Origin of the sequence: Cohnella luojiensis, assembly GCF_004564235.1 — a bacterium.
Taxonomy (GTDB): Bacteria; Bacillota; Bacilli; order Paenibacillales; family Paenibacillaceae; genus Cohnella; species Cohnella luojiensis.
Genome location: NZ_SOMN01000018.1, coordinates 77,526 through 98,369, shown reverse-complemented (window position 1 = coordinate 98,369; position 20,844 = coordinate 77,526). Strand labels below are relative to the sequence as shown.

The following is a 20,844-nucleotide window of genomic DNA, read 5'->3' as shown; positions in this document are numbered from 1 at the left end:
AAATGGCGATTGAAAATTACTTCTGGAACCAGTTATCCGACGCTTGGACTGACCGTGAGTATCGCAAAGATGCTGCCGTTCAAAACCGCCATTATTGGAACAGTTTTCTCAAAGCAGGGAACTTATTCGATACGATCACGCTCAGCCGCGAACAGTTAGCGGTCGTGCAGCAACGGGACAAATATTTATTGGTTAACGGTTCGGCAGGCAGCGGCAAAAGCGTGACGTTACTTGGGCGAATGTTTAAATCGATGGCTGAGGAGTCCCGGTCCCAGCGTCTTTTGTATGTAACGTACAGTACAACCTTAATTGAGGATGCACGAAAGCGCTGCAGACAGTCACCGGTTTACCGGGATTTGCAGCAAAATCACACCATCCATCTGATGACCTTCCACCAGATGGTAAGTGAACTTATGAAAGCTGTCGGCTTAATGCGGCTCGAGTCGATCCGGACGACGACGGTAAGCACAAGCCGGGAGGAGGACAATGTGTACCGCCGGACCGAAGCGTATTTGACGAATTATATGAAATCCAAGGAATATAAATCGCTGCCCCGATCCCGGCAATTGTATACGACCCACATGGATGGGTTCGTTCGGGATGAGATTCTTTGGATGAAGGGAAATGGGTTTATCGATGAGAAAAAATACTTGGAATGCGATCGGGTAGGGCGGGGCACCAATCCTCGGTTAACTGTAGAACAGCGAAAAACGATCTTTGAAATTTTCCAAGGCTATGAACGATTCCGCAATGAGCGGTGGCCTGGAGATTACGACCCTGAGGATTATGCGTTGTTATTGCTGCAACGAATCGGAAAAATCCCCGAGGCGCTCAAGTACGACCATATCTATATCGATGAAATGCAGGATCTCCAACCGATGCAGATCTTGGCGCTCAGCACGCTGTTCAAAAAGAGTATTACGATGACCGGTGACGATAAACAGCGGATTTATCGCCGTTCTCCCTTCTCCTTGAAGGCACTCGGCATAGAGGTGGAAGGTCGCCGAAGCAAGAAGCTCAGACGGAATTTCCGTTCGACGAAGCAAAATATGAAGCTGGCGCGTTCCATTCGGTTTTTGGATACAGAGAATGATCGGGAAGACGATTTGATCTTCGTCCGTGAGGGGCCGAAGCCCGAAATACGGTTATATACCGAAGTTTCCCGGATGGTGAATTACCTTGTTCAAGAAGTCCATAAGATCCGCAGGGAAGACCCGAAAGCGAGTGTCGCGATTATCCATAGATACGAGGGAAACCAATGGAAAATTAACAATTCCTCGGCTCGCATTCGATTGGCGCGTGAATTCAGCATTATTGGTGTGGAAAGCTATGGAAGAAAGTTTGATTACGACAAGCTGAATCCGCCTATTTTCTTTACGGATGCCTACTCGATTAAAGGGCTCGAATTCGATTACGTTTTTATTCTCCATTTTGACCGGGAACATTACCCGCTTCAGAATAAAATCAAAGTGATTGAAAAACGGCATAATGGGGAAACGGGCTCCAACGCATTTGACCAAGACTTGGACAGTATTTTGAATGAAGAGAAAAAGGTTCTTTATGTCGCGCTATCCCGTGCCAGACAGAAGACCATCATGCTTTGCGTAGGGGAGAAGCCGACGTATCTGTCGCCTTTTATTCGAGATTTCCAGAGTCGTGATTACGAGAATTTCGGATTTAATAAAACCATGTTTTCCAGATAGGAGGGAGGTTCTTGTATAAAGCGTTCTTTGAGATACCGGTGGATTTTCGGAAAAGAGGAAAACATGGGAGCTCCCCTAAGCTGCTAAGGAACCTCATGAACGAACTCGAAGGAGCCCAAGAGATCTGGATTTCTATGTTTTTGTATAATAATCCTTACTTGCATGAGTTTTTAAAGAAAAAAGCTGCCGCCGGAACGAAGGTCGTCGTCATCTCGATTCCTCTTAGCGGATACAGCGACCAACCATATGAAGTGGATGGGTATCGGGCTAAGCGTTCCAAACGGGAATTCGCACAACAGATTTATGAAGATCCGGGGGCAATCGATCTCCGTATTTTTCCGCACACATACGTTTGGAAGCGGAAGCAGGTCAAGCGAGGCTCTGACGTTTACAGTTTACATGTCAAATGTATGCTTGCAAAGTTTACGGAGGGCTTTTCAAAATGTGTGCTCACGTCAAGCAACATGGCGTGCGGCGATCCATCGCATAGCGAGAATATGTTGGTGACTGCGGGAGATCCGGATACTACTGCTCGATTTACCGCTTTTTTCGAATCGCTTTACGCCAATACACTCGATATACCGTCCTATCAACGTTTTCTCGAGGATAACAACAACCTTGACGCCCATTATTCCATCGCTCATCAAGTGGATTGGCCGAATTTGGACCATAATCAAACTTGGTTTACGGGTCCCTGGATTCGATGCGATTCGATAGGAAGTAACCAATATGCAAGGAAGCGAATTTTGGATTTGATTTCGAATGCACAGAATCGTATTTATTTATGCGCTCAACATTTCAATGATTTTCGTCCTTTTGGAAGCATAGATGGAGCGCGGAGCATTGTCGATATCTTGCTGGAGGCGGCTGGGCAAAAAAACATCGACATTCGTTTATTAACGCAAACCACGAGTGCCCATCAAGAAGAGAAGGGCCGTACCATTCGGTCAGAGGAAGCTTTAATCGGCAACTCCAAAATCGAGCAAAGGTACTTATCTCCCATCATCCATGATAAATTCATTATCGCAGATGATGCTATGATGGTGATGACGGCGAACATGACGTCTACTCAATATGCTTGGGATGATGATCGGGAGATGCAATACGAAGTAGATGGTGTTGAGTTTTCTGTTCTGCATCAATGTTTTTCGGAAGTGAATGCGTTTCAGGTGGTAAAGGATGCAGCCATCACTAGGCAATATGAGCAGCACTTCAGTCAGTTATGGGAACGGGCTACCAAGGTGATAGTTAGGCAAAATTAAGAATGGTTATAACACAAAAACAAGAACATATGTTCTTGTTTTTGTGTTATAATTAGTATGAAATTGTAAATTGACGTCTCGTATATGATGCGAAGGAGATGCTGACGCCCGACATCGTAAAGGGCATCAAACAATTCAATCTCGATTACAAAGTGAACCACAAGGGCGGCGATGTCGGCACGGAGCGAGAGGCAGCGCTAAAGGGAGCGATTCGCGGGAAAAAGTGGTATCAGCATAAGTTGGTTTAACTTTTGGCGCTTCGAGAATGTCAAGTTTGGGGGCTATTACCGGTCTATTATGAAGGAGTTATGAAAGGAGTTGACTAGCGCAGGAGATTTTCGTTCTTACAGAGCTGTTGCTTAATTTAGTGGTAGTGAAATATTATCTAAGGAACACACGATAATTATTGTTAATTGTAAATGTTGTGCGTTTAAAATATAATGAAGTGAGAACAAATGTTCCGGAGGGATAGTGGCTAGTTTTGTCGAATAATAGTATCACGACTATGAGGAGGGGCAACACTATGAGTAAATTTTCTGTTGTTTCCCTGTTCTGTGGAGCAGGCGGGTTAGATATGGGTTTTGAAAAGAGTGGTAGCTTTAAGACCGTTTGGGCAAATGACATTAATACAGATGCATGTGAGACACATCGTACATGGTCGAAAGCAAAAGTTGTTGATAAAGACATTAAAGATATTAATTTTAATGAAGTTCCAAATACAGATGTTATTCTAGGTGGATTTCCTTGCCAAGGGTTTAGTTTAGCAGGTCCGCGAAAAATTGATGACAACAGAAATTCATTATATAGATTTTTTGCTGGGTTGGTCGGAGTTAAAAAACCTCATGCGTTTGTTGCTGAAAATGTAAAAGGGATTTTGACTCTTGGTGGTGATGGTAAAATACTTGAAGCAATAATTGAAGATTTTAGCGATAAAGGTTACAATGTACTCCCATTCGAGGTAAATGCTGCTCATTATGGAGTTCCACAAGACAGAAAGCGTGTTATTCTAGTTGGAATCAATAAGGAGCTTGAATATACTTTCAAGATGCCTGATGCTTTTGAATACACGCTGACTCTCGAGGATGCACTACGGAACATACCAACTCCAAATGAAGAAGACATTTGCAATGCGCCTTATTCTTCTAGATATATGAGTAGAAACAGAAAAAGGGATTGGAATGAAGTGTCATTTACAATTCCTGCAATGGCAAAACAAGTCGCACTTCATCCTTCATCACCAGCAATGGAGAAAATCCATAAAGATTTGTGGAAGTTTGGGGAAGGTATTACAAGAAGATTATCGTGGCAGGAGGCAGCAGCAATTCAAACATTTCCTCCGAATCTAATTTTTCAGGGAGATTTAATTTCGAAATACAAGCAAATTGGGAATGCCGTTCCCGTTGAGCTTGCTAAAGTAATAGCAGTTGCATTAAAGTCTAGCCTGGATGAAGCTTTTAAAATTAAAAACAAAAACAAAAATCTTGTTGAGGTTGGTGTATGAAGTGAGTCAGACATTAAATGGAAAGGCTTTCGAGTACGCATGCTTGAAATCATTTCATAATCTTTTAGTGAGAACACAACCGGTAAACATTGAAGCATCCCCAGCCCTCATTACGGCTAGGGATGCTTTTGATGATGCAGAGATAAATTTACAAAATAAACTTCGGCAAGCAGCAGATGCAGCTACAAGGGTTTTAGTAAGGCTTGAACCACAATTGTCAACACCGTTAACCAATGTACCATTATATTTATCAATCCAATCCGATGCTGCGGGCAGACGTGGTGATGTTAGGGATGTACTTGCAATTAGAAGGCAAAATGATTGGGAAATAGGATTTTCTGTAAAGCATAATCATAATGCAGTGAAACATTCAAGATTATCTCAAAGCATTGATTTCGGAAGTGAATGGCTGGGGATTCCTGCTTCTACAGAATACTTTGATGAAATTAGACCTTTTTTTAACGAGTTAGTTGAGTTAAGACGTGCAAGAGCTCTTTGGTCGGAAATTGATGATAAAGCACAACGCTTTTATATACCTATCCTTTCTGCATTTATTAATGAATTACAGAGATTAAACGCAGCAAACCCAGGAATCGTCCCTTCGCGATTGATGAGTTATTTATTAGGGAGAAATGATTTTTATAAAATAATAGCTGACAGCTCTAACAATATGACGATAGTTCAGGGATTCTCAATATTGGGAACTCTTAATAGAGCGGCAGGTACAACTGTACCAATGATGAGAATGCCCAGACTCCGATTACCTAATGATATATATAGAATTTATTTTAAACCTGAGTCTGATAATACAATAATAATCGCATGCGATGAAGGTTGGGAAGTTTCTGCAAGAATACATAACGCAAGTTCAAAGGTAGAACCTAGTTTAAAATTTGACATCAGGTTAAGAGGGAATCCACCTAGTATTTTTACACATCATGAGGCATGGTGAACGTACTTATTCTGTATAAAGTTAAAGACAACCTGAACTTATATAAGTGCAGGTAGTTTGTTTTTGCTGATTGCCAAAATATAGATTATGCTTTGCTTGCTCATTTTCGTAACCTTGGAGTTATGTCGAGTGCGAAACAGGCGGAGTATCGTTGCCCATAAAATTATTGGAATCAAGAGAAAATAGGCAAAACCCAAGTTTTAAACATTAATAATCGTCACTCATAAACCGAATAACTCTCATTCGGTTCATGAGCTTATTTGGCTTATGTTCAGATATGAGTAGCTAGACTGCGTGTAGACAAAAGCATTAATTCAAGCTAATTTTGGATAAACAAGGCTAAAACGATTAACAAGAAATGGAATCCCGAGAAGCCTTACAGGATAAGGTGTTTCGTTATATTTTCATAGTTTTTTGTTTTGCTTCAGCAATGAAATCCATGATCTGTTTGATTGTATAGGCCAAATTGTTTCGGATTTGATGTTCCCATATCCGTAAAATACTCCACCCCTTTTCTTCATAATAACTGTTAACAAGTATGTCTCTTTTGATGTTCTTATATATTTTCTTCTGCCAGTAGTCGACGTTGGATAACGGAGTATGTCCATGGGTTGGGCAGTAATGCCAGAAACAGGAGTCTAGGAAGATAACTATCTTGTACTTGCTTATGGAAATGTCTGGTTGCCCCATCAATGTTCGGACATTTCTTCGAAATCGAAATCCACGATTCCAGAGCTCCTTGCAAACGATATCTTCAAGTTTGGATTTCGACTTTATTGATTTCATAATCTTACTTCGAGTTTCCGGAGTAACTTTATCCATCTCTTTTCCCCTTTATAGAACAAAGTGGACATGTACAATGATGGGATATCAGAGCTGTCAACATTGTTCACTCGTATTTATCGCTTGTTAAATCAGGGATACCGAGAGTTACAGGAGGATTTTTTAAGAGAAATATTCTCAGATATTTTTCGCGACGAGGCTCTTTTAAGGTCCTTTTCCAAGCGATTTCTATCTCATTTAGTTTTTGACCCACATCAAATTAAAGTATCTACACAATTAACATTTTCCAAACTCTCAGGCCATGTAACAGATAGCCGATCGGACTGCTTTGTCGAATTTCAAGACCAGAAAAATAAATATATCTTTTTCTTGAAATAGGTTTACAAAAATTCTGAGTGTAGTTGAAGTAAAATACGCTTGCCCGTTGGACATCCATTGCAGTTACTCGATGGATCATATCTTGGCTGCATTCGGCTATTGGAACGAGGAGAAGGCTCCGAGCTTCCGGGAGGGCGTGAAATATTTCGAGGAGAAGACGACGGATATCTTCTTCATTACGCTCAATAAGTCGGATAAAGATTTCTTGCCGTCCACGCTGTACGAGGATTATGCGATTAACGAGCGGTTGTTTCACTGGCAAACACAAAGTCGGACATCCGAGGACTCTAAAACGGCGCAAAGATACATTCATCATAAGCAGCTGGGGACACGGATTGCCTTATTCGTCCGGGAGTACAAGGAGGAGCACAACTATACTTCTCCGTTTGTTTTTCTTGGTGAGGCCGAGTACGTGAAGCATGAGGGGAATAAACCTATGAGCTTCGTATGGCGGCTTAAGGTCGATATGCCTCCGGCGATGGTACCGGCTGCTAATAAAGTCATCGTGTAGGAAGGCGAAGTGAAACGGATGATCAAAGTGGCTGCGGCTATTATTAAGAACGAGCAGGGGCAGATATTGATCGCGAGGCGGAAAAAAGGGAAGTCCCAAGCTGGAATGTGGGAGTTTCCCGGAGGGAAGCTCGAACCGGGTGAATCTCCGGAAACATGCTTGATTCGGGAACTGCGGGAAGAGATGGGCATCGAAATCAAGCCTTATGTTTGGTTTGGAGTTAACGAGCATGACTATGGGACGGTTCGTATTAAGCTTATAGCTTACTTAGCGAAATACTCAACTGGTGAAAATCGCCTGACGGATCACGACGAGTATCGTTGGGCGGAACGGGACGAGTTGCTGGAATATGAGTGGGCTCCGGCGGATGTTCCTTTTGTGGAGCGACTGTATGCACAGAGTTGAACTAAGTTGACCAATTATACTTTATTGACACTAGTGTTCTAAACGTGCCAATTTAGGGTAACTTCAATATCATCATGATATTGGAGGGCTATATATGTCGAATATTTCTGTACTGGATAATGAAGTTAAGATTATTAATAACATGTCGAAAATACTAAGGAACTCTTATGGAAGCGGGAAGTTTCTAAAGATTTTTCAGTTCTTTGTTCAAGAAATTAAAAGCTTATCCCAATACGAACCAGATGATCAAAAGGAAATGATTCTGGAATTCATAAAGTTGGCGCATATGGCGTGTAATGATGCGTGGTTTTGTCCCAGTTGTCTCAAAAAGTATAAATTCCGGCATTGTTATCATGATCTTTCTAAAACAATACATGCAATAGAAATTAACTGTCAATGTGGAGATTATTTTACTTTCACCGAGAATAAAGATACTGTTTCGTACTTCAATTATCATGTTATTAATAAGGTTAGTAATCTGAAAAGTTGGGGCAAGGGATTAGATATAAAACTTACATCTCATACACTAGCAAGCGTTGCAGTGTTATCAATTGATAGTTCAAGTGGAAAACCTGTTCTTTGGATTGATAGGCAAAGAGTCAGAACTGCCAAAGAGGTAGATTCCTATTGGAAGTGGGCAAAGCAGGAGTGGAAAAGGCGCTGTGATGGATAAAAGTAAGCGAAATACGGTTTTACTCAGACATACGGGAGATGGACCATGAATATCCGAAAAGCAGGAGAAGAGGACATGGAAGCGCTGATTCGCATGAGATGGGATTTCACGTTAGAGCATCAGCCGGAAGTGAACGGGGATTATGAGTTATTTGCGCAGGAATGCAGAGAATTCCTGGTAGAAGCGATCCGTGGGGAACGTTGGCATATTTGGGTTGCGGAAGTGGATGCGGATATTGTTTCACACGTATACATTCAGCTGATAGACAAGGTGCCAAGACCGGGGCGCATTACTTATCCATTCGCTTACATGACCAATGTGTATACCCTTCCTAGTTGTCGGTCGCAAGGGATTGGAAGTCAAGTCCTACGGGAGATCGAGAAATGGGCAACGGAGAACAAGTATGAATTCATTATGGTGTGGCCTAACGACGAGAGCAGGAACTTCTATGTAAGAAATGGATATACGCTTTGTAATGATCCGATGGAGCTTATACTAAAATGATTAGCGCTGGCACATTTATGCTATAATAGCTGAAATTCGATTCGCGGGAGGTATAATATGGATCAATCGCTATTTGACCAACTCCGTTTCGTACGGGGGCAAACGCTTAAGCTGATGGCTGGCGTAACGGAAGAGCAGGCTGATGTCATTCCTGACGGCTTTCGCAATTCGATCCGGTGGAATCTCGGGCACATCTATGTTGTACTAGAGCGGTTTGCTTTTCATTACGTGGGCTTACCGCTTCATCTGCCTAAGGGAATCAAGGAGCGTTTCGAGACGGGCTCGTCTCCCTTAACGGCAGACGTCTCGACACCTGCGCCGACTTTGCCTGAGCTTGAAAGGCTGCTAATCGAACAGTTGGATAGAGTGCAGGAATCGCTCGGCACCAGGTTGAACGTAGACGTCGTCCCGCCTTACACGACTTCGGCAGGCATGAAGCTGGCGACTATCGGAGAATTCCTGAGCTTTAACTTGTATCACGAAGGCATGCACATCGGCACTATTAAATCCTATAAGAAGCTGACCGGCAGCTGATCCATAAGTGACGGTTTTCACTTTGCGGAAAGATCGTAAGCGAATGGGCTTACGGTCTTTTTGCGTTCTTGTTTTCCGTCTGCCGCTCACGGTACTACAAAATGATAGTACTAGACACGAATGATGTCATCGTCGATGATTAAATCAACGAACGCACCAACTTACTTTGAGGAGACTTGCAATGATCCCGGTTTATATTACAAGCATTGGGAAATTTCTTCCCGGCCCGCCGATTGGCAACGATGAGATAGAAGATTACCTCGGACGAGTAGGAGGCAAAGGCTCGAAATCGAAACGTCGCATCCTCGAACAAAATCAAATTCGTTATCGGCATTACGCCATCGACAAGGAACAGAAGAGCCAATATACGAATGCGGAGATGGCATCCCTAGCCATCCGGGACGCGCTTGATCGCAATGTCGAGTCGCTCGAGGACCGTATCGGTTTTCTGGCCGCGGCCACGACGCAGGGAGATCTCCTTGTCCCGGGCTTCGCCAGTATGGTTCATGCCGAGAGCCGTTTGCCCGCTATGGAAATCGCAACCCATCACGGAGTCTGTGCCAGCGGCATGCACGCGCTCAAGAATGCCTATCTGCACGTATTATCCGGGGATCACGCAACCGCTGTCTCCTGCGCCAGCGAGTTTCCAAGCCGTGCCTTCAAGCATACCCGCTTCGAAGCGCAAACGGCGCACATGGATCGTCCGGTACCTTTCGACACCGATTTTCTCCGATTCATGCTCTCCGATGGAGCAGGTGCAGCCGTGTTACAGCATAAACCTTCGGCATCCGGATTGTCCTTGCGCATCGAATGGATTGACAACCAATCCTATGCGAACAAATACGACGTCTGCATGTATGCGGGAACGAATAAGGACAACGAGCAACTGAATTCCTGGCTGGATTACCGATCCATTCATGATGCCGCGGATGATGGGGCGGTTAACCTGAAGCAGGATATCCGGCTCGTTAACGAAATGCCGAAGGTGGGGGTGAACCGTTTCTTTGAACTCGTGGAGGAAGGTCGAATTCATCCATCGGCGATCGATTGGATGGTGTGCCATTATTCGTCCCATTTTTTCCGCGAAGAGATCTTCCGGCTGCTGCAGCTAGGCGGGCTGACGATCCCGGAAGAGAAATGGTTTACGAATTTATACACGAAAGGCAATACGGGCGCGGCTTCCATCTATATTATGCTGGAGGAGTTGCTTAATTCGGATCGTCTCTCGCCGGGAGAGCAGGTGCTATGCATGGTTCCGGAAAGCGGAAGATTCCAGACCTCTTATATGCTGCTGACCGTCGTCGGTTCACAGGCCAAGGGGCAAGGGGCAATTCGCACCTTCAAAGAACGTCGACCGGAAGCACCCCACTTGGAATATGATTCAGCCGATTCCGTACAGGAACAGCTCGTGAGGCAACTCGTCCAAACTTGGATCGATTTCGAACAGAAACTAGCGCAAGTCCCGATTATCCGCAAGCTATATCACGATAAATTCACGCTCAATGATTATAAGGCGCTTATGGAAAATATCCGACAGCAGGTGATTGACGGCTCGCAATGGATTGCCCGCGCTGCATCCTATATCGCGATCGAGCATATCGAGCTTCGTTCGACGTTTATCGCCCATGCGCGAGATGAGCACCGGGACTTCCAGATCCTCGAGCGTAACTATGTCTCCGTCGGCGGCGATCTGGCAACTATTCAGGCAGGGGAGAAGAATATCGGCAGCGAGGCGCTGTCCGCCTATCTATTCCAACGGGCAAGTCGCGATAATCCGTACGATTTAATCGGCGCGATGTGGATCATCGAAGGGCTGGGCTGCAGGATGGCGCGTTATTGGGGAGAGATGATTCGCGATCAGTTGGGGTTAAGCGACGAGCAGGTATCGTTCCTGTTATACCACAGCGACTCGGACGAGAAGCATTTCGAGCGATTGGAAACCGTCGTTCAGCATCCGATGCTTACGGCGGATATAGCCGCAAGGATCGTTAAGACGGCGAAGACAACGGCGCGATTGTACCTTTTACAATTAGAGGAGTTGGGGAACGTATGACGGAAGCCGATTTTTTCAAAAATATGCCCCACAACAAAAGCGATCCTAATCCGTTTCTGGCCATCTACCTTGATCAGAGCATTCCGTTCAACGAGGAGGCGAAAGCAGCTTACCTCAGGGATTGCTCGAGCAAGTCGCGGCAATTTCTGCTTCCCTTGTTAAGACCCTTTGCGCGGTTGATGATTATTTTGCTGCAAGTTTACAAAATCATCGTACCCAAAGCTTTTACTTCGTCTAAACTGTTGCATCGCGTGTTGTACTGGGGGATGAAGACGTTCGTCAGCCCGAATGCCAACTATATGATTTTAAGACATTTCTATTTAGGCTCCGAGGTATTGCAATTTATCCGCGACAACGTGCCCGGTGTGCAAATTTCGATGAATCCGTTGAAGCCGACGAGCCTTGAGCCCGTGAAGGACGACCTGTTCCTCATCCATGATCTTAATTTATATAATTTCGTCATCAATCTCAATCGAGAGCTGCGCGATAAAAATATAGAGGTGACGAAGCAGGATAGGCTCAATTTCGACGCAATTACCTCGACCCCGCTTCCGATAGAGCCCATGCCTCGGAGATGGACCAATTTCTTGGATCTGACGACGGCTATCGAATGCTTCACGCCCGTTTATCAAATGTTCCTGACCGATAACGACTTCTGGCGAGCGACCAATTCCCTGCAATTGGACGAGACGATCGGCATTCTGGCTTCCAAGATTATCGGCAGCAACGATAGGCTCGCGCTTATCAACAACAAGCACCCGATGGTACCGCTCACGACGTTGAAGGCCGGCTTCCGCCTTGTCCTGCACGGGCTAGCCACGGAGCAGCTTCATGCGCTTCTCGTAGAGTTGAAGCATAAGCAATCGCGATAATATTTCTTAAAAGGCAATCGCTATCTCAGCGACTGCCTTTTGACATTCAATGCGCGGAATTCCGCTGCTTAATCACTTTTTCAATAGGAGTGCTTCATTTTGAAAGTCGGATTCCCAATTTCTGAAAGCAATGCCGATTGTCAAAATATACAAGGGTCAGCAGCCGCTGTAAGATTCAATCAACGTGTAATGCAGGAGGGAGGAAATGGAAACGATATAGCGGACGGAAGGAAATCCTTCATTATCCGGCAAGCCGAACAAAAGTACGGGTTTCTTTCCTAGTAAATGAAAGCGATTTCACTATTTGAAAGACATTTGGGAGGCTAAGAAGATGATCAAAAAGCAATTGATATCTTTATTGATCCTATGCCTTGTTGTTACAATCGGCGTTGTTCCCTCGAGTAATGCGGCGGAAACGACCATCGTCCAGTACGCGATTAACAACGGTGATCTGAGTAACGGATTAACGAACTGGGAAACAGGCGACGCGTCTAAATTCACCGCCCGGAAGCATCTGACTTTGAAACCGGGCGCTGCATTATGGCGAGCAATTCCGATTACGGGTATGGCTAACGCTCCTGCGGCAGGGGATTCCGTCCATGCCAAAGCGACGGTCATATTGAACGGCGACGTTACGAAAAACGATAATGTGTTGATCCGGATGAACGCCGGAAGCGCTCTGGCGGAAATCAACGATTTGAGCGGGCTGGAGCGCGGGAAAGAAATCGATGTGACAACGAAGTTTATCAACAATAACGGTGTCATTCCGACCGGCCAGAACGACTTGTGGATCGAAATCCATAACGATACTCCCGGAACGATCGAGATTTCTAAACTCGTAGTCTGGGGCGAAGCGAATGGCGTTGTCAAAAACTATGCGACTTACGATTTCTCCGCAGGCATGGCCGGCTGGGACAACAACGGCGCGGATAAATCTTATCTTACGGGCTCGCTTCTCATGCTGCCCGGTGCGGCGGCATGGCGTAACATTCCTTATGGAGAAGGCAACGACAAGCCGCAAGCAGGCGATAAAATAAAAGTGAAAACCGACCTGTTCGTCGACGAAGGAGTTAACCGGACGGACGGCGTATTTGTTCGAGTCCATGATACCAAGGGAACGCAGGTCGATCTTAAGAATATTGCCGATACGCCTCGCGGAACCTGGTTCACGGTGCAGGATGCCGTCATGACGAACGGCGGCATACTTCATGACGACGCCGTGGAAATTTGGGTAGAACTGCACAACGAAACGGACAAACCCGTAAGGATCCGAAATATCGGGATATCGGCCGAGCGTGAAGAATCGATGTCCAAATATGATGTCAACGGTGACAAAGCCATTGATGCGAAGGACGAAAAAGCGCTGACCGTCATGTTAAAAAGCGGAAAGCCCGATTTGAAATACGATTACGATACGGATGGGCAGCTTACAGCGAAGGATCTGTCCTTTTTCCGCAAATACGGGCTGAAACGAGCCGATGAAGTCTATCTCAATCTGAAGCATTTCAATTTCATGAACGAGAAAGTAACGATCGACGGCATCCCGATGTTCATTACGCACTTGTACTCCGAACCGGTCGACCGCAACGATTTGTCCAAAGGGTACGAATGGGTAGGAGACCCGCAGGAAGGCTTTGCGGCCGTTGACGATGTGGCTCGGGCGGTTATCGCCTATGTCGAACATTACAAAACATATGGCGACGCGTTCAGCTATGACATGATCAAGCGCGGACTGGAATTTCTGATGTGGATGCAGCACGACGACGGCGACTTTGACAATTTTGTCGTTAAGGACGCGGATGGCACCATTTATAAGAAGGACAGCCATTCCTCGCAAAAAAGCTTCAGCTGGTGGGCTGTACGGGCATACGAAGCGATGGGAAGATCTCTGCCTCAGTTGAAAAAAGCGGATAAAGAGCTAGGAGCTCGCGTAACGGCGAGACTGAATCTGAACTTGAAACGCCTGAAGGAGAAGACGGATCCCAATTACGGACAATACGTTACCCTGGAAGGCGTCAAAGTGGCGAAGTGGCTGCTGATGGGGGATGTATGGGTATCATCGATTGCGGTTAATGCATTAAGAGAGCATTATAATGCAACGAACGATGCGTCTGTTAAAAAATCCATCCGAGAATCAGTGCGCAAGCTCGGAGAAGGCATCTATATGGCAAGGAGAGGAACGTCATTCCGAGACTTTCCTTACGGCGGCATCATGCAGCACAACGGCGATATGACGACTCCCGACCGCTGGGATGAATGGGGAAGCATTCAAGTACGCGCGCTCGCCTTCGCGGGCAAGATTGCCGGCCAGACCCAATGGATCGAAGCAGCCGAGCAGGCGGCGGATGCTTTCTTGAGCGATTTGCTCATTTCCGGCAGGGCGGAGAATCTTCATCCCAACAAAAAGCCGTATCCTCTTATCAATTACGGAACGGCCAGTTACGTGGATAATTATCTGGCGCTGTACGAAGTAACGGGCAAGAAGAAATATGCCGTGATGGCCGGATTAGCAGGCACATGGTGGACCGGTAACAACGTGCGGAGCTTTCCGATGTTCGATCAGAAGAACGGGTATGCCTACGACGGGCTTTACGATACGCGGGTTAACATCAACAGCGGAGGAGAGTCGCTAGACGAAGCTCTTCGCGCATTGCTGCGGATTCGTAATAATTCGATCGCGCAATCGTATTTGCTCGGCGTAACGACAAGCGAGCACAATGCGCAAACCATTGAAATCGAAAACCTGTACAAGAGCTCCGCGCCGGCCGATATCGAGATGACGCTTCCGGAAGGGGCGTTAAACGTACCGGAAAAAGCGGTAACCAAACAAGATGCAGATTCCGGATCCGACGAGGCGAAAGTGTATGATGATGCTATGCTGGTAGGCGATAATACGCTAATCTACCCCAACTGGAAGGGGCAGAAAACGATTTTCGTCGCCGCGAGCGGCCATAACAATATCCGGCTGTTCGATGACGGATCGATCCAAACCTCAATTCCTATCGATGGAAAACAAGGCAGTTTTCAAGCCGGCGATTACGTCAGGCTGCAATTTAACGGACGGGTAGAGTTCGATACCAGGCTTCGGGCGGAAGTGGTCGCGGTTAACGCCGCAGGAGAAGAGTTGCTTGTCGCCGATGCCAACGATATGAGTTATCATCCCCGTACGTGGTATTCGGGCGACGGCGCGGTAAGTACGACGCCAAGGGCTGCGATCCCGGCAGGCACGGTGGAGTTGGTAGTAAGGTTTATCACGGACGCGGACAATCCGAAACCGTATGAAGGATATGCTTCGATTGCGGACGCGAAGATTTATAAGATGTCGGTACCGGAAGTGCGGTATGCGAGTCCGGATTCTTCCGGCGGCGCTTATGTCGAGATGCCGACAAGCCAACAAAAATCGTTCGAGATTAAAGTGCCGAAAGCCGGCGTGTACGATGTCATGTTAAGCTCGGTTGCGGCAGGGGGAGACGGAGCTGCGCCTAATGTGTTCATCGGATTTGATGATCAAGCCGGGAACAACGTTCCGCTGCCAAACGCTCCTGCAGGCGATGTCAGCTTGAAACGAATCGCAAAAGTTACCTTAACGGCAGGGAAGCATGAGCTTCACTTGAACAATCCTAGCGATACGCACAAGGCTAATATTGATGCAATTATCCTGTATCCCGTAGAGTCCAGCGTCGTCATTTCAACATTGGATGGTACGCAAACTCAAGTGGTCAGGGACAGCGTCAGCGGAACCTTGTTCGTGGGAACGCCCGTAGAAGCGGCTGCGCGCGACCGGATCTCCATCAATATGCCAATGAACGGCGTACGCGGGGGACAAAAGGTGACGTTGAGCGGAAAAGTAACGAACGCTGCCGGAAAGGCCGTTTCGGGCAAGACGGTGACGGTTACGATAGGCAACGTTTCCGCAAAGGGTAAAACCACGGATAAGGGTGTCTTTACCGTGTTTCTGACTTTACAGCCAACCCTAGCGCTTGGCCAACATAGGGTGACGGCTACGACCGGTACAGGAGAAGGTACGACCTGGATTTCCCTTACGGGCAACCATTCGAAACCGGATTAACAACGATTTTGTAAAGGCGCACACAAGAAAGGTCCAAGAGCTGCATCATTGCAGACTCTTGGGCTTTTTACTTTAGTTTGCCGTATATTGAAATGTCATTAGCATCAAACTACACCATAATTACTACAACAAAAGAGGTGCCAATGAATGAAAATGAAAAGAAGGCTATATGAAAGTGCTGTAGTGATTTTGATAATAACCGCATTAACTGCCTGCACTAATGGCAATATCGGTGAGAAATCCTTACAGCGATCACAAAACCAGATGAATCCGGATCCAGTTGACGGCCGCTTTTCCGCGACCCAGAACGTACAGCCAAATACGCCGGAAAGAAATCAACCCGTTACAAAATCCGGTTCGGATGCATCATTGCGTCAGCTTGCCGAAAACGTATCAGAAAATGCTGAAACTAAAGCAACTCAGAAAAATGCTTCGCCTCAGCTATTAACGCCAACGGACCATTCCCTAATGTTAATTGACCATCAACCTCAAATGGCATTCGCAACGAAATCACACAGTATAAGCGAGTTGCGCAATAACGTTGAAGGTTTAGCGAAATCCGCCAAAATATTCGGGGTTCCTACGATTCTAACGACTGTATCTGCAAAATCATTTAGCGGTGACATCTTTCCGGAAATTCAAGCCGTTTTCCCTGATCAGAAACCAATCGATCGCACAACAATGAATCCATGGGAAGATCAACGCGTCGTTGATAAAGCAAATAGTTTCAACAAGAAGAAAATCGTAATGGCTGGACTTTGGACGGAAGTTTGTCTGGTCGATCCCGTTCTGTCTGCAATTGATGCTGGGTACCAAGTTTACTTCATATCCGATGCATCCGGAGGCGTTAGCACCGAGGCTCATGACATGGCTGTTCAAAGAATGATTCAACACGGTGCCATTCCAATGACTTGGTTGCAATATTTGCTTGAAATGCAGCGGGACTGGGCAAACCAAAAAACGTATAATGACGTTCTTACTATCGCTAAGGATCATGGCGGCGCTTATGGTCTCGGTGCAATATACGCTGCTCAAATATTTGGGGGAAAAGAAGGCAAGTAAGGCTGGCCGATCGAACGGCACTCCAATATCGGCCAAAAGGCAATCGCTATCCTCGGCGATTGCCTTTTGACATTCAAATGTCGCCTTTAAAAGAATTATTTTCCAAAACGGAGTTTTGACCCTCTCAAAATCAGAAAGACAACCGAATATATATAGTAGAGTGAACAGACATTCCAAGGAGGCATATGATAATGAGAAAAAGTTGGATGATCATCGTATCTTGTGTACTGGCAACAAGTCTTATGACTGGATCGGCATTCGCGGCATCGAAAAATGGCAATGGTGCAGGCAAGAAAGAGGAAGCGGCCGGCGGAAAAAAAGTTGATATTACCGTGGAAGCCGATGCTGAAGCGAGCGTTACATCCGCTACATATGGCAACCATGGTCATAATGGATACAAGGGACTGCTTAACGCGATCGAGAATGTGAAGGACAAGCCTGCTGGAGCAGTCATTGCCGATCTTCTTTTAACCAAATACGATACTCATCTTACGGCTGAAATGAAGGCTGAACTTGAGGTCATCGTAGAGAAGGATGTGGCTTTGTCGGCGGTTGCCGATATCTTGGTGGAGAGCGGAAGCGTATCCGACGCGGTTTACGTACAGCAGGATGCCGTTCGGGCTAACGTCAAAAATCTTGATTCTTACAAAAAACTCGGCAAGCTGTATGAGAAAATAGGGAAAAAGGGTGCGAAACTGTACGTAAACGGTGAAGAGCCTGAATTCCAAATTGCGCCATTCTTTCGCGACGGCACTACGTTAGTTCCATTCCGGGCTATTGCGGAAGCCTTAAAAGCGACCGTGGTCTGGAACAAAGACGAGCATTCAATTACCGTTACCCGCGATGGCATAACCGTTAAACTCTTTATCGATAGTAAGACCGCATACGTCAACGGCGAGCAAGTGACACTTCAGGTTCCAGCTACAGCCGTCAAGGGTAACACGGTTATTCCGGTTCGTTTTGTCAGTGAAGCCTTAAAGGCCACTGTTAAATTCGAAGCCGAAACCCAATCAGTAGTTATTTACGAGGAATAATCCTAGAATCATCAATTTTGCAGAATTATATGTGAATAAAATATCGCCTCATTTATACAAAAAAGCAGCCATTAGCATAGGCTGCTTTTTTGCATGCTGGAGCAATGTTATTTAACCGTCAATTTATTCGTTTAACGGAGGTTGTTGCGCCATTTGAGCTTGTGCCTGTTGTGGAGAAGTGGAGTCCAGATTGGATTTATTATTTAGATTTCGTAATACCATTGGCATTTTTGTGTTTTCTTTTTTCGCTTCTTCATCCATTGAATTCTCATGAGGATTTACTGAGTTAAACCTCGCTGCATCCATTCCATCCACAATGTTCAATTGGAACACCCCTTTATTTCCTAATCGCTTGTTTTATCATCTCCAGATGAAAAAGTTATCATTCAGACCGATGTTACAACAAATCCGTAATAGTTAACAAATCGAGGTATGAACAGTAAACACTATTTGTGATGAACGGGATACATGTCCGAAGAAAGATGGGAGTCACTGATGGGTAAGCTGGTCGAAATCGGATTGATGGAGGAACTGGATATCAAAACCGTATTTACCACGGAGTTTTTGGCGTCTTTCAGCCAGCCGACGGCAGAGGTAAAAGCGTGATCACCTACAACGTGCTGGCCATTCTCAGGCCAACGGTGGCGAGGCTGAAAAAAATCGACCATGAGACGGGCGATACGTTCAGCATGCTCTTCGCTGCGCTACCGGTTGACGAACGCAGGACCGACGTTTACATTCTCGTGTCGCGCAATTATGCGTTCGAACTGCCCGATTCGCATTTCCAGGAGTTTCAGGAGCTGATCGTGAACCAGGACAAAGCGATCGTCGAAAGTCAGAAACCGGAAGAGCTTCCGCTCGATTTGCAGGCTGAGCTTCATCTCAAGGCGGACCGTTTGAGCATCGCGTACCGGAAGTGGCTTAAGGAACTCGGCGTTTCCTTCGGTACGGCATGACGGTCTGAGTTGTTAAGAACATCACTGGTGTTTTTTTGTGAAAATAAGTTAACTTGTTAATAAACGGATTCATAATAGCAACAAGGTCCCAGATGATGAAACTCATGAATTCGTGTTAGTTTTCTTTTTTCGGTATGTAGCTCATCGTTTATTTCTTGATTTGTTCAGCTTCGTGAAAGTAATGATAGCGGCAACCACCATCGCAGCAAAAGCAATGTTGCCAGCAGTCTCTTGCGAAGCCCCTAGTAAAAGACATACAGTTGTTGTCAAGGATCTAACCAGAATGGCGACTGCAATGATCAGCAAAGGCCGAGTAAAATTAAATCTACGCATTAAATAAGACCTCCATTAAGATCACCATGACAAGAGTCAATAAGTTGAGTCTAACATATAAACCGGTTCCATAACTAAACAAGAGAGGTTACATGCAATGATCGAAAACGAAAAATTGATTTTTAGGAGCTTTTTAATGCGGAAATTCACCAACGCGAACAACAATCTAACTTCCTCCTAATTGGGAATGTTGTTATTATTTAATAAAAGTTTAGATTCCCCATTGTAACATTTCCGAGTGCGTTTCGTTTTAAAAGTCGGAGGTGTTTGACATGAAAATCAAGACGAAAAAATGGACCATTCTTCTATGTGTCGCCATTATGGTAACGGGACTATTGTCGGCTTGCGGCAAAAACGAGAATAGCACCTCTTCCTCTTCCGCCAGCCAGGCGGCGGCTTCGCCAACCGAAACAAGCAGCCCATCCGCTTCGCCGGAAAGCTCTGACGAAACGAAGCAAGGTAAAGGGGAGTATGTGGGTCTAGCTGATTCTCATACGCTAGAGATCAAGACAGGGAGCGAAAGTGTCAGTTATCAGCTTGGCGAAGGTACCGAAGACGCCGTATCGGGGCTTAACCCCGGCGATGCGGTTTCGTTTGAATATACGGAAAAAACACTCGAAGGCGACAATGCCGTCACCCAGTTGATTCTGACCAAGATTCAGAAAGACATCATCGCCGGCAACATAGGCGGACAGGGTAACGTCGCTAAGCTGCCGGCGGTTGATCTGCCGGCAAAGAAAGAATTCACCTTTAACCTGGAAGGCAACGAGGAAGTGCGAACCGCCAAGCTGGCCCAAGGGGACGGTTATGCCCTTTACGTCTTCGAGCAGTTCAGCTTTGATGCCAAATCGAACAGGCTGACCATGAACGTAGACAAAAATTATTACGTCGATATTCAGAAGCTTCCTGTCGGCTATAAACTGGACGATATTAAAGTAGATTCCGAGAAGGAGCTTGCGAAGGTCGGGGACGTAAGAAGCATGAAAAGCGTGGAAATAAACCCTCTTCTGGGCGGCGGCGCTTCCTTATTCCTGGTCAGCAGCAATGATAAGCTCACTCGGGTAGTCATTGTCAAAGAAGTGGACGGCGTCGGATACCTCTTCAAGGTCAACATGCCGAAGGACGAGCCTTCCGAAGGCTTCGGACCGCTTGCGTACGAGTCGATGAGTTCTATGGCAAACCAATAACGCGTTTTAACAGTCTGGCGACATTGCGCTGGCTCATTAAGAGCCGGTTGGCAATGTTTTTTATTCCCTTCT

Annotated in this window: 19 protein-coding genes and 1 pseudogene; 17 read left to right on the top strand and 3 right to left on the bottom strand. The window is 45.9% G+C overall.

Annotated features, from left to right (window positions below):
• The first annotated feature begins 2 nt into the window (after positions 1–2).
• From E2980_RS13580 to E2980_RS13565, 5 genes are all read left to right on the top strand, one after another.
• Positions 3–1,703, top strand: coding sequence for a UvrD-helicase domain-containing protein (locus E2980_RS13580; protein ID WP_135152715.1), 1,701 nt, complete (start codon positions 3–5; stop codon positions 1,701–1,703).
• Positions 1,704–1,714: 11 nt separating this feature from the next.
• Positions 1,715–2,965 carry a phospholipase D-like domain-containing protein gene (locus E2980_RS13575; RefSeq protein ID WP_135152714.1) on the top strand — a complete coding sequence of 417 codons (1,251 nt, stop codon included), beginning with the start codon at positions 1,715–1,717 and terminating at the stop codon, positions 2,963–2,965.
• Positions 2,966–3,063: 98 nt separating this feature from the next.
• Positions 3,064–3,213: a hypothetical protein gene (locus E2980_RS24250; protein WP_167747118.1), complete on the top strand. Its 150-nt coding sequence runs from the start codon at positions 3,064–3,066 to the stop codon at positions 3,211–3,213.
• A gap of 275 nt (positions 3,214–3,488) precedes the next feature.
• Positions 3,489–4,466 (top strand): DNA cytosine methyltransferase, encoded by a 978-nt coding sequence (locus E2980_RS13570; RefSeq protein ID WP_135152713.1) that lies wholly within the window; start codon positions 3,489–3,491, stop codon positions 4,464–4,466.
• Position 4,467: 1 nt separating this feature from the next.
• Entirely contained in the window at positions 4,468–5,418 is a 951-nt protein-coding gene (locus E2980_RS13565) for a HaeIII family restriction endonuclease (RefSeq protein WP_205699973.1), read from the top strand.
• Positions 5,419–5,814: 396 nt separating this feature from the next.
• Here the strand turns inward: E2980_RS13565 and E2980_RS13560 are convergent, their stop codons facing one another.
• Positions 5,815–6,240 (bottom strand): very short patch repair endonuclease, encoded by a 426-nt coding sequence (locus E2980_RS13560; RefSeq protein WP_135152711.1) that lies wholly within the window; start codon positions 6,238–6,240, stop codon positions 5,815–5,817.
• Between the two features lie 373 nt (positions 6,241–6,613).
• Here E2980_RS13560 and E2980_RS13555 point away from each other — a divergent pair.
• From E2980_RS13555 to E2980_RS13510, 10 genes and pseudogenes are all read left to right on the top strand, one after another.
• Positions 6,614–7,090: pseudogene (locus E2980_RS13555) on the top strand (DUF3427 domain-containing protein); the annotation flags it as partial.
• Between the two features lie 18 nt (positions 7,091–7,108).
• Entirely contained in the window at positions 7,109–7,495 is a 387-nt protein-coding gene (gene mutT / locus E2980_RS13550; RefSeq protein WP_135152729.1) for an 8-oxo-dGTP diphosphatase MutT, read from the top strand.
• Positions 7,496–7,589: 94 nt separating this feature from the next.
• Positions 7,590–8,168 (top strand): hypothetical protein, encoded by a 579-nt coding sequence (locus tag E2980_RS13545; protein ID WP_135152710.1) that lies wholly within the window; start codon positions 7,590–7,592, stop codon positions 8,166–8,168.
• 45 nt (positions 8,169–8,213) lie between these two features.
• Positions 8,214–8,672: a GNAT family N-acetyltransferase gene (locus E2980_RS13540; RefSeq protein ID WP_135152709.1), complete on the top strand. Its 459-nt coding sequence runs from the start codon at positions 8,214–8,216 to the stop codon at positions 8,670–8,672.
• Between the two features lie 57 nt (positions 8,673–8,729).
• The gene (locus tag E2980_RS13535; protein WP_135152708.1) at positions 8,730–9,206 is read left to right on the top strand and encodes a DinB family protein; all 477 of its coding nucleotides are present in this window, start codon (positions 8,730–8,732) and stop codon (positions 9,204–9,206) included.
• A gap of 181 nt (positions 9,207–9,387) precedes the next feature.
• Positions 9,388–11,259: a 3-oxoacyl-[acyl-carrier-protein] synthase III C-terminal domain-containing protein gene (locus E2980_RS13530; protein ID WP_135152707.1), complete on the top strand. Its 1,872-nt coding sequence runs from the start codon at positions 9,388–9,390 to the stop codon at positions 11,257–11,259.
• The gene (locus E2980_RS13525; protein WP_135152706.1) at positions 11,256–12,131 is read left to right on the top strand and encodes a DUF6999 family protein; all 876 of its coding nucleotides are present in this window, start codon (positions 11,256–11,258) and stop codon (positions 12,129–12,131) included. Before E2980_RS13530 ends, E2980_RS13525 begins: the two co-directional genes overlap by 4 nt.
• 331 nt (positions 12,132–12,462) lie before the next feature.
• Positions 12,463–16,200 carry a carboxypeptidase-like regulatory domain-containing protein gene (locus tag E2980_RS13520; RefSeq protein WP_135152705.1) on the top strand — a complete coding sequence of 1,246 codons (3,738 nt, stop codon included), beginning with the start codon at positions 12,463–12,465 and terminating at the stop codon, positions 16,198–16,200.
• Between the two features lie 468 nt (positions 16,201–16,668).
• A complete protein-coding gene (locus tag E2980_RS13515) occupies positions 16,669–17,262 on the top strand; it encodes a hydrolase (protein WP_135152728.1) in 594 nt (197 codons plus the stop codon).
• A 191-nt stretch (positions 17,263–17,453) separates the two neighbouring features.
• Positions 17,454–18,296: a copper amine oxidase N-terminal domain-containing protein gene (locus E2980_RS13510; protein ID WP_338080680.1), complete on the top strand. Its 843-nt coding sequence runs from the start codon at positions 17,454–17,456 to the stop codon at positions 18,294–18,296.
• A gap of 123 nt (positions 18,297–18,419) precedes the next feature.
• On the opposite strand, the gene E2980_RS13505 is transcribed toward E2980_RS13510, so the two are convergent.
• Positions 18,420–18,620 carry a hypothetical protein gene (locus tag E2980_RS13505; protein WP_135152703.1) on the bottom strand — a complete coding sequence of 67 codons (201 nt, stop codon included), beginning with the start codon at positions 18,618–18,620 and terminating at the stop codon, positions 18,420–18,422.
• Positions 18,621–18,898: 278 nt separating this feature from the next.
• Here E2980_RS13505 and E2980_RS13500 point away from each other — a divergent pair, with 278 nt between their 5' ends.
• Positions 18,899–19,252: a hypothetical protein gene (locus E2980_RS13500; protein WP_240703024.1), complete on the top strand. Its 354-nt coding sequence runs from the start codon at positions 18,899–18,901 to the stop codon at positions 19,250–19,252.
• A gap of 141 nt (positions 19,253–19,393) precedes the next feature.
• Here E2980_RS13500 and E2980_RS13495 read toward each other — a convergent pair whose 3' ends face one another.
• A complete protein-coding gene (locus E2980_RS13495) occupies positions 19,394–19,585 on the bottom strand; it encodes a hypothetical protein (protein WP_135152702.1) in 192 nt (63 codons plus the stop codon).
• 272 nt (positions 19,586–19,857) lie between these two features.
• Here E2980_RS13495 and E2980_RS13490 point away from each other — a divergent pair, with 272 nt between their 5' ends.
• Entirely contained in the window at positions 19,858–20,772 is a 915-nt protein-coding gene (locus tag E2980_RS13490) for a hypothetical protein (protein WP_135152701.1), read from the top strand.
• Positions 20,773–20,844 lie beyond the last annotated feature (72 nt).

Coding starts and splice junctions, on each gene's coding strand:
- E2980_RS13545 (WP_135152710.1), top strand. CDS start 7,590: ATGTCGAATATTTCTGTACTGGATAATGAAGTTAAGATTATTAATAAC.
- E2980_RS13535 (WP_135152708.1), top strand. CDS start 8,730: ATGGATCAATCGCTATTTGACCAACTCCGTTTCGTACGGGGGCAAACG.
- E2980_RS13540 (WP_135152709.1), top strand. CDS start 8,214: ATGAATATCCGAAAAGCAGGAGAAGAGGACATGGAAGCGCTGATTCGC.
- E2980_RS13490 (WP_135152701.1), top strand. CDS start 19,858: ATGAAAATCAAGACGAAAAAATGGACCATTCTTCTATGTGTCGCCATT.
- E2980_RS13525 (WP_135152706.1), top strand. CDS start 11,256: ATGACGGAAGCCGATTTTTTCAAAAATATGCCCCACAACAAAAGCGAT.
- E2980_RS13520 (WP_135152705.1), top strand. CDS start 12,463: ATGATCAAAAAGCAATTGATATCTTTATTGATCCTATGCCTTGTTGTT.
- mutT (WP_135152729.1), top strand. CDS start 7,109: ATGATCAAAGTGGCTGCGGCTATTATTAAGAACGAGCAGGGGCAGATA.
- E2980_RS13495 (WP_135152702.1), bottom strand. CDS start 19,585: ATGCGTAGATTTAATTTTACTCGGCCTTTGCTGATCATTGCAGTCGCC.
- E2980_RS13530 (WP_135152707.1), top strand. CDS start 9,388: ATGATCCCGGTTTATATTACAAGCATTGGGAAATTTCTTCCCGGCCCG.
- E2980_RS13580 (WP_135152715.1), top strand. CDS start 3: ATGGCGATTGAAAATTACTTCTGGAACCAGTTATCCGACGCTTGGACT.
- E2980_RS13570 (WP_135152713.1), top strand. CDS start 3,489: ATGAGTAAATTTTCTGTTGTTTCCCTGTTCTGTGGAGCAGGCGGGTTA.
- E2980_RS13515 (WP_135152728.1), top strand. CDS start 16,669: ATGTTAATTGACCATCAACCTCAAATGGCATTCGCAACGAAATCACAC.
- E2980_RS13510 (WP_338080680.1), top strand. CDS start 17,454: ATGAGAAAAAGTTGGATGATCATCGTATCTTGTGTACTGGCAACAAGT.
- E2980_RS24250 (WP_167747118.1), top strand. CDS start 3,064: ATGCTGACGCCCGACATCGTAAAGGGCATCAAACAATTCAATCTCGAT.
- E2980_RS13560 (WP_135152711.1), bottom strand. CDS start 6,240: ATGGATAAAGTTACTCCGGAAACTCGAAGTAAGATTATGAAATCAATA.